Source organism: Sphingorhabdus profundilacus (assembly GCF_009769755.1).
Lineage (GTDB): Bacteria > Pseudomonadota > Alphaproteobacteria > Sphingomonadales > Sphingomonadaceae > Sphingorhabdus_B > Sphingorhabdus_B profundilacus.
The window spans coordinates 659,175-675,426 of record NZ_SDWJ01000001.1 but is presented as its reverse complement, the minus strand read 5'-3'; the positions used below and the strand labels follow the sequence as shown (position 1 = coordinate 675,426).

Here is a 16,252-nt window from a genome sequence, read left to right as displayed (position 1 = left end):
AACATATTGATTTTACTAACTTTGTGCTCCCTTTTCGGGGGAGCCATATGTCTGTTGTCCATTAACATTCGCTGTAAGCTCAACACATCGGGTCAGCTCGATACGTTGAAGATTAAAATCCAATGGTATGTTGTGGTAGATAGCGCCTCCTTCAACAAGCTCCACACACCCTTGACCCCAACCCCCTCCCCCTCTATACGAAATCCAACACCTACACCGTCGGGAACAGCTGCGTCTTCGCGTGGACGTGGCTAAGGCATTGGCGGATATGGTTTTCACATCGCGAAACGGCTGCACGGCAGGACCCGAATCCGGGGCTGTTGCCATGCGGCCTTTTCCTGTCTTGTGAAACACCCTTCACGCGCCTGACATTCTGAACGAAGGCAAAGCACCTTATGGCATCTCGTACCGCTCCTGCGACACTCTCGCGTCAAAAGCGTATCCGTAAAATTTTTGGTGACATTCATGAAGTCATCGACATGCCCAATTTGATCGAGGTCCAGCGCGAAAGCTATGAGCAGTTCCTGCGCTCTGACCCGTCGATCGGTTATGTATCCGGACTAGAAAAAACTTTGCGGAGCGTTTTTCCGGTCAAGGATTTTGCCGGAACGTCGGAACTGGACTTTGTCCATTACGAACTGGAAGACCCGAAATATGACGTGGAAGAATGCCGTCAGCGCGGAATCACTTATGCCGCGCAGATGAAGGTGACGCTGCGCCTGATCGTGTTCGAGGTTGACCCCGATACCGAAGCGCGCTCGGTTCTCGATATCAAGGAACAGGACGTCTATATGGGCGATATGCCGCTCATGACGCATAACGGCACCTTCTTCATCAACGGGACAGAGCGCGTTATCGTGTCGCAGATGCACCGTTCGCCGGGCGTCCTGTTCGACCATGACCGTGGCAAGACGCACTCTTCGGGCAAATATCTGTTTGCCGCGCGCGTCATTCCCTATCGCGGGTCGTGGCTCGACTTTGAATTTGATGCCAAGGATATTGTCAACGTGCGGATCGACCGTAAGCGCAAGCTGCCGGTATCGACCCTGCTTTATGGTCTGGGCATGAATGATGAGGAAATCCTCAACCATTTCTATGACCGCGTGACGTTCCAGCGTGGGAAGGGTGGATGGATCATCCCCTTCAATGCGGAACAATGGCGCGCGTCGAAGCCGATGTTCGACATTGTCGATGCCAAATCGGGTGAGGTTATCTTCCCTGCTGGCACCAAGATCACGCCGCGCGCTGCCAACAAGGCGGTGAAGGATGGGCTGACCCAGTTGCTGATCCCGACCGAAGAAATCTTTGGCCGCTATTCCGCGTTCGAACTGATCGATGAGAAGACCGGACGGATCTATGTCGAGGCGGGCGATGAAATCACTGCCGAAAACCTTGAAATGCTGGACAAGGCGGGGATTGATGCGATCGAATTGCTCGACATCGACCATGTCATCACCGGTGCATGGATCCGCAACACGCTGAAGGCCGACAAGGCCGAGAACCGCGACATGGGCCTTGATGCGATCTATCGCGTGATGCGCCCTGGCGAGCCGCCCACGCGCGAAACGGCGGAGGCTTTGTTTGCCGGGCTGTTCTTCGATGCGGATCGCTATGACTTGTCGGCAGTGGGCCGCGTCAAGCTGAACATGCGGTTGGGCCTCGATGCCGCTGATGACCACACCACTTTGCGGAATGAAGATATTCTTGCGGTGGTCAAGGAACTGGTCAACCTGAAGGATGGCAAGGGCGAAATCGACGATATCGACAACCTTGGCAACCGCCGGGTGCGTTCGGTCGGTGAGCTGCTCGAAAACCAGTATCGCGTTGGCCTTTTGCGGATGGAGCGTGCGGTCAAGGAACGCATGTCAAGCGTAGATGTCTCCACTGTGATGCCAAATGACCTGATCAACGCCAAACCGGCGGTGGCTGCGGTGCGCGAATTCTTTGGTTCGTCGCAATTGTCGCAGTTCATGGACCAGACCAATCCGCTCTCCGAAGTGACGCACAAGCGCCGTGTTTCGGCCCTTGGACCAGGCGGTCTGACCCGCGAACGCGCCGGCTTCGAAGTTCGCGACGTCCATCCGACCCATTATGGACGCATCTGCCCGATTGAAACGCCGGAAGGCCCGAACATCGGTCTGATCAACAGCCTCGCAAGCTTCAGCCGAGTTAACAAATATGGTTTCATCGAAACTCCATACCGCAAAGTCATCGACCACAAGGTCACCGACGATGTGGTCTATCTGTCGGCAATGGAAGAGCAGAAAAACACGATTGCTCAGGCCAACGCAGAACTGACCGAAGACGGCAGCTTCGCCGAAGAACTGATCTCGGCCCGCGAAGCCGGCGAATTCCTGATGGCACCTCGCGATCAGGTCACCTTGATGGACGTTAGCCCAAAACAGCTGGTTTCGGTCGCAGCGTCGCTGATCCCGTTCCTGGAAAATGATGACGCCAACCGCGCTCTGATGGGATCGAACATGCAACGTCAGGCCGTTCCCCTGCTGCGCGCAGAGGCACCGTTTGTCGGCACCGGCATGGAAGAAACCGTAGCTCGCGATTCCGGCGCTGCCATCGGCGCACGCCGCACCGGCATCGTCGATCAGGTGGACGCAACCCGCATTGTGGTTCGGGTAACTGGCGAAGTCGAAGCTGGACAATCCGGCGTGGACATCTACACGCTGCAAAAATTCCAGCGTTCCAACCAGAACACCTGCATCAACCAGAAGCCGTTGGTTAAGGTTGGCGACGTGATCGAAGCCGGTGATATCATCGCCGACGGTCCTTCGACCGAGCTGGGCGAACTGGCATTGGGCAAGAACAGCCTCGTCGCATTCATGCCCTGGAATGGTTATAACTACGAAGACTCGATCCTGATTTCGGAACGCATCGTGAAGGATGACGTCTTTACGTCGATCCATATCGAAGAGTTCGAAGTTATGGCCCGCGATACCAAGCTTGGCCCCGAAGACATTACCCGCGATATTCCGAACGTCGGCGAAGAAGCTCTTCGCAGCCTCGACGAAGCGGGTATCGTCTACATCGGTGCCGAAGTGCATCCCGGTGATATCTTGGTCGGCAAGATCACGCCAAAGGGCGAAAGCCCGATGACGCCGGAAGAAAAGCTTCTGCGTGCTATCTTTGGCGAAAAGGCCAGCGACGTTCGCGATACCTCGCTGAAACTGCCCCCCGGCGTTGCCGGTACGGTTGTCGAAGTGCGCGTGTTCAACCGTCATGGTATCGACAAGGACGAGCGTGCGATGGCCATCGAACGCGAAGAAATCGAACGTCTTGCCAAGGACCGTGAGGACGAACGCTCGATTTTGAACCGTGCTACTTACAATCGTCTGCGGGACATGCTGATCGGTCAAACCGTTGCGGCCGCTCCAAAGGCGCTCAAAAAAGGCGACACGATCAACGAGGAAAACCTCGCTGAAGTTGAGCGTCACGAATGGTGGAAGATCGCCGTTGTCGACGACAAAATTCAAGGCGACCTTGAAGCCGTCAAAGTTCAGTATGACGACGCCGTCAAACTGATCGTCGAGAAATTCGAAGATCGTCGCGAGAAGCTGGAGCGCGGCGATGAACTGGCACCTGGCGTGCTCAAGATGGTCAAGGTCTTCGTCGCAGTGAAGCGCAAGCTTCAGCCAGGGGACAAGATGGCCGGTCGTCACGGGAACAAGGGGGTTATCTCGCGGATCCTTCCGCAAGAAGACATGCCTTTCCTTGCTGATGGTACACCCGTCGACATCGTGCTCAACCCGCTCGGCGTGCCGTCGCGCATGAATGTTGGTCAGATTTTCGAAACCCATCTGGGCTGGGCTGCGCGCGGCCTGGGCAAGCAGATAGGTGAAGCTCTCGAAGATTGGCGCCATGCCAACCCAAATCCAGAAGCCGCCGCACCACCGGAAGCGGTGCGCGAGCGTCTTGTCCATGCCTATGGCGAAGATTATGCCAAGGAAATCAATGGCCGCAGCGATGCCGATATCATTGAGCTGGCTGGCAATGTCATCACCGGCGTCCCCATGGGCACCCCTGTGTTTGACGGCGCACGCGAAGCCGATGTGACGACGATGCTTCAGCTGGCTGGACTTGATGGATCAGGTCAGTCCGATTTGTTCGATGGACGCACCGGCGACAAGTTTGACCGCAAGGTAACTGTGGGCATTATCTACATGCTCAAATTGCATCACTTGGTTGATGACAAGATCCACGCCCGCTCCATCGGACCTTACAGCCTTGTTACCCAGCAGCCGCTGGGCGGTAAGGCGCAGTTCGGCGGCCAGCGCTTCGGGGAAATGGAGGTCTGGGCTCTGCAAGCCTATGGTGCCGCCTACACCCTGCAGGAAATGCTGACGGTCAAGTCGGATGACGTGATCGGTCGTACCAAGGTCTACGAGGCCATCGTCAAGGGTGACGACACCTTCGAAGCCGGTATTCCCGAAAGCTTCAACGTTCTGGTCAAGGAAATGCGTTCATTAGGTCTCAACGTAGACCTGAAAGCGCATGATCTTGTCGAAGGCGATGAGGGCTTTGCCGAGGCCGCGGAATAAGGGGTGACCTACTCCCCTCCTGCATGCGGGAGGGGTCGGGGGAGGGTCAGTCCTTCCCCCCTCGGTATCACCCTCCCCTAACCCCTCCCGCAAGCGGGAGGAGGATTTAAGGATAACAAAATGAACGAACTGTCCAAATTCAACAATCCCGTCGCCAAGGTCGAAACATTCGACCAGATCCAGATCGGCATCGCGTCACCGGAAAAAATCCGCAGCTGGTCATTCGGCGAAATCAAAAAGCCCGAAACCATCAACTACCGCACGTTCAAGCCGGAGCGTGATGGCCTTTTCTGCGCCCGTATCTTTGGTCCGGTGAAGGATTATGAATGCTTGTGCGGCAAGTATAAGCGTATGAAATATAAGGGCGTTGTCTGCGAAAAGTGCGGCGTTGAAGTCACCGTCACCAAGGTGCGTCGTGAGCGTATGGGCCATATCGAGCTTGCTGCTCCGGTCGCACACATCTGGTTCCTGAAATCGCTGCCATCGCGCATCGGCCTGCTTCTCGACATGCAGTTGAAGCAGCTTGAACGTGTTCTCTATTTTGAGAACTATATCGTCACCGAACCGGGCCTAACGGCGCTTGAGAAATTCCAGCTTCTTTCAGAAGACGAGTTGCTCGACGCGCAAGACGAATATGGCGAAGACGCATTCACCGCATCCATCGGTGCCGAAGCCGTCAAGACCATGCTGATGGATCTTGACCTTGAACAGGAACGCACTGACCTGCTCGACGAGCTAGCTGTTACCAAGTCGGAGCTGAAGCCCAAGAAGATCATCAAGCGTTTGAAGGTCGTCGAAAGCTTCATCGATTCAGGTAACAAGCCTGAGTGGATGATCCTTGATGTCATTCCGGTCATTCCGCCAGAATTGCGTCCTTTGGTTCCACTGGATGGTGGCCGTTTTGCTACATCCGATCTGAACGATCTTTACCGCCGTGTTATCAACCGTAACAACCGTTTGAAGCGCCTGATCGAGTTGCGTGCGCCGGACATCATCGTCCGCAACGAAAAGCGTATGTTGCAGGAAGCTGTTGATGCGCTGTTCGACAATGGCCGTCGTGGCCGCACCATCACCGGAGCCAACAAGCGTCCGCTGAAGTCGTTGTCCGACATGCTCAAGGGCAAGCAGGGCCGCTTCCGCCAGAACTTGCTCGGCAAGCGCGTCGATTATTCGGGCCGTTCGGTTATTGTGACCGGACCTGAACTGAAATTGCATCAGTGCGGTCTGCCGAAGAAGATGGCGCTCGAACTGTTCAAGCCGTTCATCTATTCGCGCCTCGATGCCAAGGGTCTGTCCATGACCCTGAAGCAGGCGAAGAAGTGGGTCGAAAAGGAACGCAAGGAAGTTTGGGACATCCTCGATGAGGTTATCCGCGAGCATCCGGTGCTTTTGAACCGCGCCCCGACGCTTCACCGCTTGGGCATTCAGGCGTTCGAACCTGTCCTGATCGAAGGTAAGGCTATCCAGCTTCACCCGCTCGTTTGTTCGGCATTCAACGCCGACTTTGACGGTGACCAGATGGCTGTCCACGTTCCGCTGAGCCTTGAGGCGCAGTTGGAAGCACGCGTATTGATGATGTCGACCAACAACATCCTGTCGCCAGCCAATGGTAAGCCAATCATCGTGCCTTCACAGGACATGGTGCTTGGTCTGTATTATCTGTCGATGGACCGCAAAGGCGAACCGGGCGAAGGCATGATGCTCTCGGATATGGCCGAAGTGCATCAGGCGATTGAAGTTGGCGCGGTAACGCTCCACTCCAAGATCATCGCCCGCGTGCCACAGACTGGCGAAGATGGTGTTGAGCGCATGGTGCGTTTCGACACGACCCCTGGCCGTATGCTTCTCGCCGAGACCCTGCCGAAGAGCCACCGCGTTCCTTTCGAAACCGTCAACCGTCTTCTGACGAAGAAGGAAATCGGCGACGTTATCGATCAGGTCTATCGCCACACTGGCCAGAAAGACACGGTATTGTTCGCCGATGCGATCATGTCACTTGGTTTCAAATATGCGTTCAAGGCCGGCATTTCGTTCGGCAAGGACGATATGATCATTCCGGAAGAAAAGACCGAGATGGTTGCCGAAACCAAGGCGATTGTTGCCGATTTCGAACAGCAATATCAGGATGGTCTGATCACGCAGCAGGAAAAATACAACAAGGTCATCGACGCGTGGTCGACCTGTGGCGACAAGGTTGCCAACGCCATGATGGACAAGCTGAAGGCATCGCCTTTGGACGAACATGGCCGCGAATTGCCTGTCAACTCGGTGTATATGATGAGCCACTCCGGTGCGCGTGGTTCGCCCGCGCAGATGAAGCAGCTTGCCGGTATGCGTGGTCTGATGGCCAAGCCGTCGGGCGAAATCATCGAAACGCCGATCATTTCGAACTTTAAGGAAGGTCTGACCGTTCTTGAGTATTTCAACTCGACCCACGGTGCCCGTAAGGGTCTGGCCGATACCGCACTCAAGACGGCAAACTCGGGTTATCTGACCCGTCGTCTTGTGGACGTATCGCAAGATTGCACTATCGTCGAAGTTGACTGCGGCACCGAACGTGCACTGGAAATGCGTTCGATTGTACAGGGTGGCTCCACCATCGCGTCGCTCGGTGAGCGCGTCCTTGGACGGACCACGGCGGAAGATATCATGGGCCTAGATGGCAAGGTTCTGATCCCGTCAGGGACATTGCTGGACGAACCTATGGTTGCCGCGATGGAAGAAACCGGCCTGCAAGCCCTGAAAATCCGCAGCCCTCTGGTCTGCGAATCCAAGGTCGGCGTCTGTGGCACCTGCTATGGCCGTGACCTTGCGCGTGGTACTCCGGTGAACATCGGTGAAGCGGTCGGCGTTATTGCTGCCCAGTCTATCGGTGAGCCCGGTACCCAGTTGACAATGCGTACCTTCCACATTGGTGGCGCGGCACAGTTGAACGAACAGTCAAACCTTGATGCGACTGCATCGGGTAAGGTCATGTACCGCGACCTGCCTAGTATTGTCGACAAGCGTAAGAAGCGCCTGGCGATGGCACGTAACGGCGAACTGGTTATCGTCGACAAGGATGGCCGTGAAATGGAAATCCACCGTCTGCCTTATGGTGCGACGCTGGCATTCCCCGACGGCGCTGAAGTCAATGTCGGTGACCGCCTGGCAGAATGGGATCCATTCACCATGCCGATCATCACCGAAAAATCGGGTATTGTGAAATATCAGGACCTGATCGACGGCAAGACGCTGACCGAACAAACGGACGAAGCGACGGGCATCGCCCAGCGTGTCGTTACCGAAGATCGTGCGGGCAGCCGCAGCAAGAAGGAAGACCTGCGTCCGCGCCTGACGCTATTGGATGACGATAGCGGTGAAGCGGCACGTTATCTTCTTGGTGTCGGCACGATGCTCTCGGTCGAAGATGGTGCAGAGGTTCAGGCAGGCGATGTTCTCGCTCGTGTGACCCGCGAATCCGCCAAGACCCGCGACATCACCGGCGGTTTGCCGCGCGTTGCCGAACTGTTCGAAGCACGTATTCCGAAGGACAACGCAATTATCGCGAAGATTTCGGGCCGCGTCGAATTCGTTCGTGACTATAAGGCGAAACGCAAGATCGCGATTGTCCCGGAAGAAGGCGATCGTATCGAATATCTGATCCAGAAGTCGAAGGTTCTCGACGTGCAGGAAGGCGATTTCGTCCGTAAGGGTGACAATCTGATTGCCGGTTCACCGAACCCGCATGACATCCTCGAAGTCATGGGCATCGAGGCACTGGCCGAATATCTGGTTGCCGAAATTCAGGAAGTTTATCGTCTGCAAGGCGTGAAGATCAACGACAAGCACATCGAAACGATTGTTCGCCAGATGCTGCAAAAAGTTGAAATCACCTTTGGCGGTGACACCACCCTGCTTCCTGGCGAACAGGTTGACCGTGAGGAAATGGATGCGATCAACGCAAAGCTGACCAAGGGTCAGGCTCCAGCCACGGGGAACCCGGTCTTGCTGGGCATTACCAAGGCTTCGTTGCAAACGCGTTCGTTCATCTCGGCCGCTTCGTTCCAGGAAACCACCCGCGTGCTGACGCAGGCGGCGGTTGAGGGCAAGAAGGACATTCTGACCGGCTTGAAGGAAAACGTCATTGTGGGTCGCCTGATCCCGGCGGGTACAGGTTCAGCGATGAACCGTATGCGCGTAACGGCAACCAGCCGCGATGCCGCTTTGCGTGCCAGCTACCGCGCGCTTCAGGAAAGCCTGATCGCGCCGGAAACCGCTGCCGAGGAACACGCTGCAGAACTAGCACAAGGACCCGAAGCCGCGATTGGCGACGATGTTCTGGCCAAGGTAATTGCCGATGACCTGACCACAGAAGATGCCGCAATCGACGATGTCATTGAAATCGACAGCGACGAAGAAGAGTAAGCTTAAAAACAAACCCGCCGGAATCGATTTCCGGCGGGTTTGTTATTCAGAATTTGCCCGACAGGGTAAGCTGGATCAATGGGTCAAGCGACCGTTTTCGGTTGATTATCTCGCGCAGTACACCTGAAGCACGGGTGTCATTGAAAATAAATCGATCCCGCCGAAAATCTGATAAATCAATTACTTGCAGTCGCAATGTGCCCAATTTTAATTTAGTATATTCAATGAATATGTTGGTTTTGATGCCCTCGCTCTGCCGTCTAAATTCATCAAGGAAGAAACTGTTATTGGCGCCCTCAACATAGAACGAAGCCCCATATACAATCCCAAGTTGCGACACATCATAGCGCAAATCCCACTGCTGATGCCATAATGACCGATTGGACCTTCGCCGCTTTTGTCCAGTCACCGGGTCTGTGACACGACTGTCGTGGTAATGGCCAACATATTTGACTTCGATCCCACTCACACCAAAGGGTTTTGTCAGCCAATCAAATGGAAGCGTAATTTCAAGTTCGCCATTCCAACGCTTGCTATCGCCAATGTTCCCTGCCCCATCAAACTGGGCGGTAATATTACCTGCGGCGTCACGCAAAGTAATGGGGACCAGATCCTGCGTATCGCTAACAAGCTGATAATCTCCGCGAAACTGGATACTGCCACGGTCAAGAAACTTGTGCCTAACCAACGCCGAAAAAGTCGTCGTTTTCTCGGGCACCAGATCAGCGTTTCCGGCGTCCACCTGGTTGCCCAACCCGACATCCAGCGACGTCGCAAACTCCTCAAAATCCAGTTGCTCCACCTGCCGCTCGGCACGAAATTCAAAGGTCGTCTGTGAATCAACTGTCCAAGTTGCCGCCGCACGCGGCTTCAGAAATTTGAATTGGCGCGACGCCAAGCTGTCACCCGATAGCGTCAGCTTGGAAAATTCTGCAATTGCACCAACCTCGATTTTCCAGGAAGGGCCGACCGCCCAGATGTCAGTCACAAACGGTTCTATCCGAACTTCTTCAACCAGAACATTCGATGCGGGAAATGACGTTACTGCCCCTGCAACCGAACTCGCGGCAGAAAATTTGGCATCCAGCCGATTATAAGCAACTTCGCCGCCAAATTGGATTGCGTGGCCTTTGACTGCATTTACGTCATTTTGAATACGAGCAACGGCTTCGCTCGGTTGGTTACGACTGCGTGTTTCAAACCGTGTCAACGGCTGACCACGCCTGTCGACGGCAATACTGCTGTCATTGCTCTCTCTGGCATTACGGTAAAGCCCGATAATCTTCGTGTTAAATTGGGGACCCAATCCAAATTCTACATCACCGCCAAATTCATATCCAAGGTCGTTTATCGGCCCGTCGCGAAGCAATAACTCGCTGCCGATATCGAGGCCAGCGGAGGAAAAATAGCTTCCTTCGCGTCGATCAAAACTATCTTCAAAACGCACCTGGCCGTTCAGGTTTACTTTCGCCGCCCCTAAACGCGTCTTTATTGATCCTCCGATCGCGGCTTCATCGAAACCACCATTCCCCTGATAATGCCGCCGTTCAACAAATGCCCCCGACCCCGTCCTGAAATCCTCCGGTCCAAACCCATAAATGCGTTCGGAGTAGGAGCTGACGTTCAGTTCGATGGTTGTCCGGTTTCGTCGAAGCGTTGCCGAGGCGTTGATCGATGGCTGAAAACCGTACCGAGTTCCGGCGACGATATTGCCCTCATATGTGCCACTAATTTTTTCCGAAACTTTCCGGATTACATTGACAATTTGTCCCTTGCCCTGCGCTTCTGAGTCAGCGCCCGCTTGTTCGGTCAGTTCGATATACGCAACTTCGCTGGCCGGGATACGTGCAAGGATCGTGAAGATATCATCCGCTTTGCTCGACGGGCGGTCTCCATCAATCAAAACATTGCCGGCATTTTCGCCGAAACCGCGTCTGCCATTGCCGTCGTCAATCGAGAATCCGGGAATTCGTCGAACCATATCAAGGGCGGTTACAGGCGAATACATGGCGAAGAAGTCGCCGCGAAACTGGCGCTTACCTTCAGCCTGGGTCAATACCGAGGATGATTTTTCGACCTCTTCAGCTTGCAAAGCCGGGCTTGAAAGCAAATATCCTGCGGCTGTTATCAACAGCGCGAAAGGGCGACTTGCGTATGTCATCTCAACTCCCCGCCGTCCGCCGCTGAATGCGGCCAGTACTTGCTGGCAGTCGTCTATGTCAGTTTTGAAAGTTAAAACATGGATGTTCGATGGACGATGCAGATGTTCGACAAAATGCAAAAATTTACATTTATCAGTTGTTTGTCGACAAAAAATGCACGTTCACCGATAAATGCGCCTGCACGGCGCGGTGCATCCGCTTAAATTGGTCGCCCCTGCTCGATTTCGATTTGCTCGTTAAGCTGCGCTGCGGTGGCGCAAGCATCCTCATTGCCATCGTCGCATTTCTGACGTGCTTTATCTCGTTGCCGCGCCAGTTTCCCCAACGCCTCTTCACGCTTTCGTATTTCGCGGCCACGATTTTCGTCTGCTTCAGATTGACTGGTAGTGAGCACGTCCGCTGTTTTGGAAACGATCTTGACGGGCGCAGTAACCACATCAGCGACTACGGATGCGACACATCCAGACAACAAAAATCCCAAAACCAATGACAAAACCAGACGCATACGCAACTCCCGCTCTTCGCATAACCGGACTACCTTGGCTATGACGAGACGTACCTTAACATCGCGCGCACTACTTTAACAGGTTGATCGCAATCGCCCTTACTTCATCGGCCATGTCTGGTCGTTCAAGTGCTACAGCCAGATTGGCTTCAATATATCCAACTTTCGATCCGCAATCGTAACGGTTACCGTCAAAAGTCACCGCATGAAACGCTTGCTTCCCGATCATTTGGGCCATCGCATCGGTGAGCTGAATTTCTCCACCTGCGCCTTTGCCCTGCCCTTCAAGGACACGCATGACTTCCGGTTGCAGAATGTATCGACCGGAGATTATGAGGTTGGAAGGCGCATCTTCAACCTTAGGTTTTTCAACCAGTCCCAGAACTTCGGTTACAGCGCCTTCGCTTTGACCGGGTCGAATAACGCCATAGCTTGAAACCTTGTCGTGCGGAATTTCCAGAACGCTGATCATGTTACCGCCAATTGTGCGGTATTCTTCCACCATTTGCTTCATACATCCGGGCGAACCGTGCATAAATTCATCAGGCAAGAAAATGGCAAAAGGCTCGTCACCCACAATATCCCGCGCGCACCAGATTGCATGCCCCAGACCCAATGGCTCTTGCTGACGGACATAAGCGCAATTTCCAGGGCCAAGCCTGGTCGGTTCCAAAACCGATAGGTCTTTTCCACGTTCGGACATTGTTTTTTCAAGTTCGTAAGCGATATCGAAATGGTCTTCGATCGCACTTTTACCGCGACCCGTCACAAATATCATTTGCTCGATGCCAGCCTCACGAGCTTCATCGACCGCATATTGAATAAGTGGCCGGTCAACAATCGGCAGCATCTCTTTCGGTATGGCCTTTGTGGCAGGTAAAAAACGGGTGCCAAGTCCTGCTACGGGGAAGACGGCTTTGCGTATCGGTTTAATTTCCATGTGGGCAGCTTTATCCGAGTAAGTAAATTTGTCGATTACCCTGAAGGATAGTCGAATGGAAATTTCGCAGATTGATCAATTCGTCAATTTTTGTGCGAATGCTTTTTTCAATTTTGCCAATTTAGGCGGAATAACTGCCAGGCAATAGGGGTTACGCTGCCCTTCACCGTCCCAATATTCCTGATGATAATCTTCAGCAGGATACCAAATTGCCGGACCTTCAATAGACGTTACAATCGGAGTTGGCCAATCGACAGAGGCTCTAACTATGCCCGCTTGCGCTTCGATACGTTGCTCGTCATTTAGCGGAAAAATTGCGGAACGATATTGCGTGCCGATGTCATTCCCTTGCCGATTCAATTGCGTCGGATCGTGCGTTGCGAAAAAAATATCGAGCAAATCGGCATAACTGATGACTTCAGGATCAAATCCAATTCGAATAGCCTCTGCGTGGCCAGTATCGCCGTTGCATACCTGCTTGTAGCTGGGGTCGGCAACAGTACCGCCGATATAGCCGCTTATGACGCTACTCACGCCGTTTAGCTGACCAAACACCGCCTCTGTGCACCAGAAGCATCCGCCAGCAAAAATTGCCTCATCATGTGGCATTTAATTGTCCTTCATTTTTCTCGGATTTAGCCGTCGCTTTGGCATCATCCCCGCGCACGACCAGCAAATACATTGCCGGTGTGACAATACGTGATAGCAACGTTGAAGAAATCAAGCCCCCGATCAATACTATTGCCAATGGCCCATAAAGGCTCCCACCAAAAAGCGCCAAGGGCATAAGGCCACCGATTGCAGTTACCGACGTGAGCAGCACAGGCAGGAAGCGGACTTCGCCGGCTTGTTCAATCGCTTCACGCAACCCTAGGCCGCGCTGGCGCAATTGGCTCGTAAAGTCTACCAGCAGGATCGAATTTTTAATTTCGATCCCAACCAATGCAATGAATCCGATGACGGCGAGAAAAGAGAGGTTGTTTCCAGTAACAACTAAGGCAATCAAGCCCCCAAATGTTCCAAGGGGGATAACACCGGCAACAACCAACGCTTCTTTATAGCGACCGAATTCGGCAACTAGGATCGCGAAGATGCTAAACATCGCGATCATTACAATTGGCCCGAACCCTGCGAATGTATCGTTTATTTTTTCGGCTTCTCCTCCAATTCCGATCGAATAACCCGGTTTTAGCGCAATTTTATCCATCTTACTTTGGGCGTCGCGATTGACTTTCGAAACTACAACCCCATCTTTGATCTGTGCCGTAACACTCACATTTCGCTCAAGATTATAGCGATACACGGCTGCAGGCGTGCTCTCCAATATGGGGCGGCTAATCTCGGCGAGTTGAACCGATTGCCCACTGCGGTTGGGAACATAGATCGATTCTAATGCGGATATCGGATGCGTTTCTGCCAAAGGAAGCCGAACCACCACGGGATAGCTATCCCCTTCCACGTCCCGAAAAGTCCCGGACCGTTCGCCCGACAATGCAAGCCTGATCGCTCTACGCGCAGCTCCCGACTGTACATCAAGTAACGCGGCTTTTGCATCATCAATTCGCACATCCAGGTCAACGCGGTCAAACGCAACCGGATTATTTACATCGCGCGCGCCGGGCGTATCGCGCAGCACTTGTTCCATCTTTGATGCAATTTTTCGAAGTTCATCCTGTTCAGGACCATAGACACGGAACTCGACTGGTGCATTGATTGGTGCGCCATTCTGAAACAGAACGATCTTTATCCGGGCACCGGGAATATTGTCCAGTTTTTGGCGCAAGCGGTCTATCATCGCCCTTGCCTCTGCGCCTTTCCAGTCATCCATTATCGCCAAAACTTCGCCATGTGTCGGGTTTTCACCACGTTGAAACACATTATAGAATACCGGGGGATTATATGCGCCGATGTTTTCTGCGCGAACTTTGATCATGGGTTCGGTTTTCAGTATATTCGACACTTCCCGAACAATACGCCCGGTTTCGGCAATGCTTGAACCTTGTTCTGTTTCTACCGTAACCCTGAAATAGGATGTATCGGCATTCGGAAACAAGCTGAAGCCCAAAATGGGGACAAGAAAAAAGGCGGCGCATGTTATAGCCAATGCGCCCCATACCGTGCGCCGCGGACGATCCAATGCCCAATGCAGCATGGGATGATAAAAACGATCGATTTTGTTCATCAACCATCGCAACAAAGCGTTGCCACCTTCATGTTCATCTCGATTCAATATCCGGCTCGCCAGGAATGGTACGATGGTAAGTGACACAATCATCGATGCCGTAATTGTGGCAACGATTGTACCGATAAAACTCTGTGTGAATTTTCCCGCACCTTCGGGAAGGAAAAACAAAGGGAAAAATGCAAAAACGAGAACTCCTGTTGAGCCGATGACGGCCATCGTGATTTCTTTGGTACCGTCAATCGCGGCCTGATCCCGGCCTTTCCCCATCCGCAAATGCCGGGCGATATTCTCTACCACTACGATGGAATCATCCACCAGCAAGCCGAGTGATAAGATAAAACCTGCGACCACCAGTTGACTGAGATTGAAGCCCATGGCCGATATCGCCAACAATCCCGACGCTATCGACAGGGGAATCGAAATCATCACAATAATCGACGCCCGCCATCCCAATGGCAACAAAGTGAACAAGACAAGAAACAGCGCAATACCAAAGTCACGCGCCAATTCTTTTAACCGTTTGCTGATATCCTTGCTCTGGTCGAACTGAACCACAGCTTTGATGTCAGGCGGCAAAAGTTTTTGCTGAACTGCCAATTCTTTCACCAACAAATTTCTGAGCTTGGTTGCGTCAGTTCCTTGCTTCTGGTTGGCGGTTATCCAAATTGCGCGTTGCCCATTATGGCTCACCTTGACGCGTTGCTCGGCTGCGCCATATTGGACATCAGCGATATCGCCGACGCGAAGCAAAGTTCCATGATTGCTTCTCAGCGGTAGATTGCGGATAGTGTCTAGATCACGAAATGCACCGCCAGCTTCCACGTTGAAGCGCCGTGAGCCGCTTGTCACGGCACCGGCAGGAACATCGGCACCGCCAACACGAATTGCATCCGCCACCGAACTCGCTGGCACACGCAACGCGGCAAGGCGTCCAGCGTTAATCGAAACGCTTATTTCAGGTTGCGGCAATCCATAAATTTCGGATTGCCGAACTTCTTTGTATCTCCCTAGCGCCTCGCTAATATCGCGGGCATATTTTTCCATCCGATACCAACTCGCAGTTTCACTGAGCAACGCGATTTGTAAAATCGATGTATTTGTAGTTCGGATTTTTTCGAACGTTAGTCGCTGCAAATCAGAGGGTAACTGGCTTCTGATGGCCGTAACTTCGCGAACTGTATCATTGAAATATTGGTCTGGGTCGCCTGACCAATCAAATTCAGCGCGAATAACGGCGCTGCCGTCAGTACTCGTTGATGCGACATTCTGCACGTCTTCCAAACCTTGCAGAAGTTCTTCGATCGGTTTGGTGATGGTCTGTTCTATTTCGGCAGGGTCAGCACCCGGTTGCAAGGCGACGATAGAAACAACGGGCATCGAAAAATGGGGATCGACTGCACGCGGTACTTCTTGAAAGGCCGAAAACCCCAAGGCGCACAGGAGCGCAAACAAGACCAGCGTCAGCTGCCATTTGCGAATTGCTACTTCGGCGACATGCAT

7 protein-coding genes are annotated in these 16,252 nt (G+C 53.3%); 3 read left to right on the top strand and 4 right to left on the bottom strand.

Annotation, left to right across the window (positions count from 1 at the left end):
* Positions 1-395 precede the first annotated feature (395 nt).
* Positions 396-4,553, top strand: a complete 4,158-nt coding sequence (gene rpoB, locus EUU23_RS03095) for a DNA-directed RNA polymerase subunit beta (RefSeq protein WP_160352647.1) — start codon at positions 396-398, stop codon at positions 4,551-4,553.
* A 120-nt stretch (positions 4,554-4,673) separates the two neighbouring features.
* Positions 4,674-8,960, top strand: coding sequence for a DNA-directed RNA polymerase subunit beta' (gene rpoC, locus EUU23_RS03090; RefSeq protein ID WP_160352646.1), 4,287 nt, complete (start codon positions 4,674-4,676; stop codon positions 8,958-8,960).
* Between the two features lie 46 nt (positions 8,961-9,006).
* Here rpoC and EUU23_RS03085 read toward each other — a convergent pair whose 3' ends face one another.
* Positions 9,007-11,121, bottom strand: a complete 2,115-nt coding sequence (locus EUU23_RS03085; protein WP_160352645.1) for a TonB-dependent receptor — start codon at positions 11,119-11,121, stop codon at positions 9,007-9,009.
* Between the two features lie 89 nt (positions 11,122-11,210).
* Here EUU23_RS03085 and EUU23_RS14335 point away from each other — a divergent pair, with 89 nt between their 5' ends.
* On the top strand, positions 11,211-11,612 hold the full coding sequence (locus tag EUU23_RS14335) for a hypothetical protein (RefSeq protein ID WP_160352644.1): 402 nt from the start codon (positions 11,211-11,213) through the stop codon (positions 11,610-11,612).
* Between the two features lie 85 nt (positions 11,613-11,697).
* On the opposite strand, the gene galU is transcribed toward EUU23_RS14335, so the two are convergent.
* The 3 genes from galU to EUU23_RS03065 form a co-directional block, all read right to left on the bottom strand.
* Positions 11,698-12,567, bottom strand: coding sequence for a UTP--glucose-1-phosphate uridylyltransferase GalU (galU, locus tag EUU23_RS03075; RefSeq protein ID WP_179956503.1), 870 nt, complete (start codon positions 12,565-12,567; stop codon positions 11,698-11,700).
* A gap of 75 nt (positions 12,568-12,642) precedes the next feature.
* Entirely contained in the window at positions 12,643-13,176 is a 534-nt protein-coding gene (gene msrA / locus EUU23_RS03070; protein WP_160352643.1) for a peptide-methionine (S)-S-oxide reductase MsrA, read from the bottom strand.
* The gene (locus EUU23_RS03065; protein WP_160352642.1) at positions 13,166-16,252 is read right to left on the bottom strand and encodes an efflux RND transporter permease subunit; all 3,087 of its coding nucleotides are present in this window, start codon (positions 16,250-16,252) and stop codon (positions 13,166-13,168) included. The genes msrA and EUU23_RS03065 overlap by 11 nt, the downstream gene beginning before the upstream one ends.

What these genes read in the sequence shown, in the direction of transcription:
- EUU23_RS14335 (WP_160352644.1), top strand. Translation starts at nt 11,211, where the DNA reads ATGGACGATGCAGATGTTCGACAAAATGCAAAAATTTACATTTATCAG.
- rpoC (WP_160352646.1), top strand. Translation starts at nt 4,674, where the DNA reads ATGAACGAACTGTCCAAATTCAACAATCCCGTCGCCAAGGTCGAAACA.
- rpoB (WP_160352647.1), top strand. Translation starts at nt 396, where the DNA reads ATGGCATCTCGTACCGCTCCTGCGACACTCTCGCGTCAAAAGCGTATC.
- EUU23_RS03085 (WP_160352645.1), bottom strand. Translation starts at nt 11,121, where the DNA reads ATGACATACGCAAGTCGCCCTTTCGCGCTGTTGATAACAGCCGCAGGA.
- EUU23_RS03065 (WP_160352642.1), bottom strand. Translation starts at nt 16,252, where the DNA reads ATGCATGTCGCCGAAGTAGCAATTCGCAAATGGCAGCTGACGCTGGTC.
- galU (WP_179956503.1), bottom strand. Translation starts at nt 12,567, where the DNA reads ATGGAAATTAAACCGATACGCAAAGCCGTCTTCCCCGTAGCAGGACTT.
- msrA (WP_160352643.1), bottom strand. Translation starts at nt 13,176, where the DNA reads ATGCCACATGATGAGGCAATTTTTGCTGGCGGATGCTTCTGGTGCACA.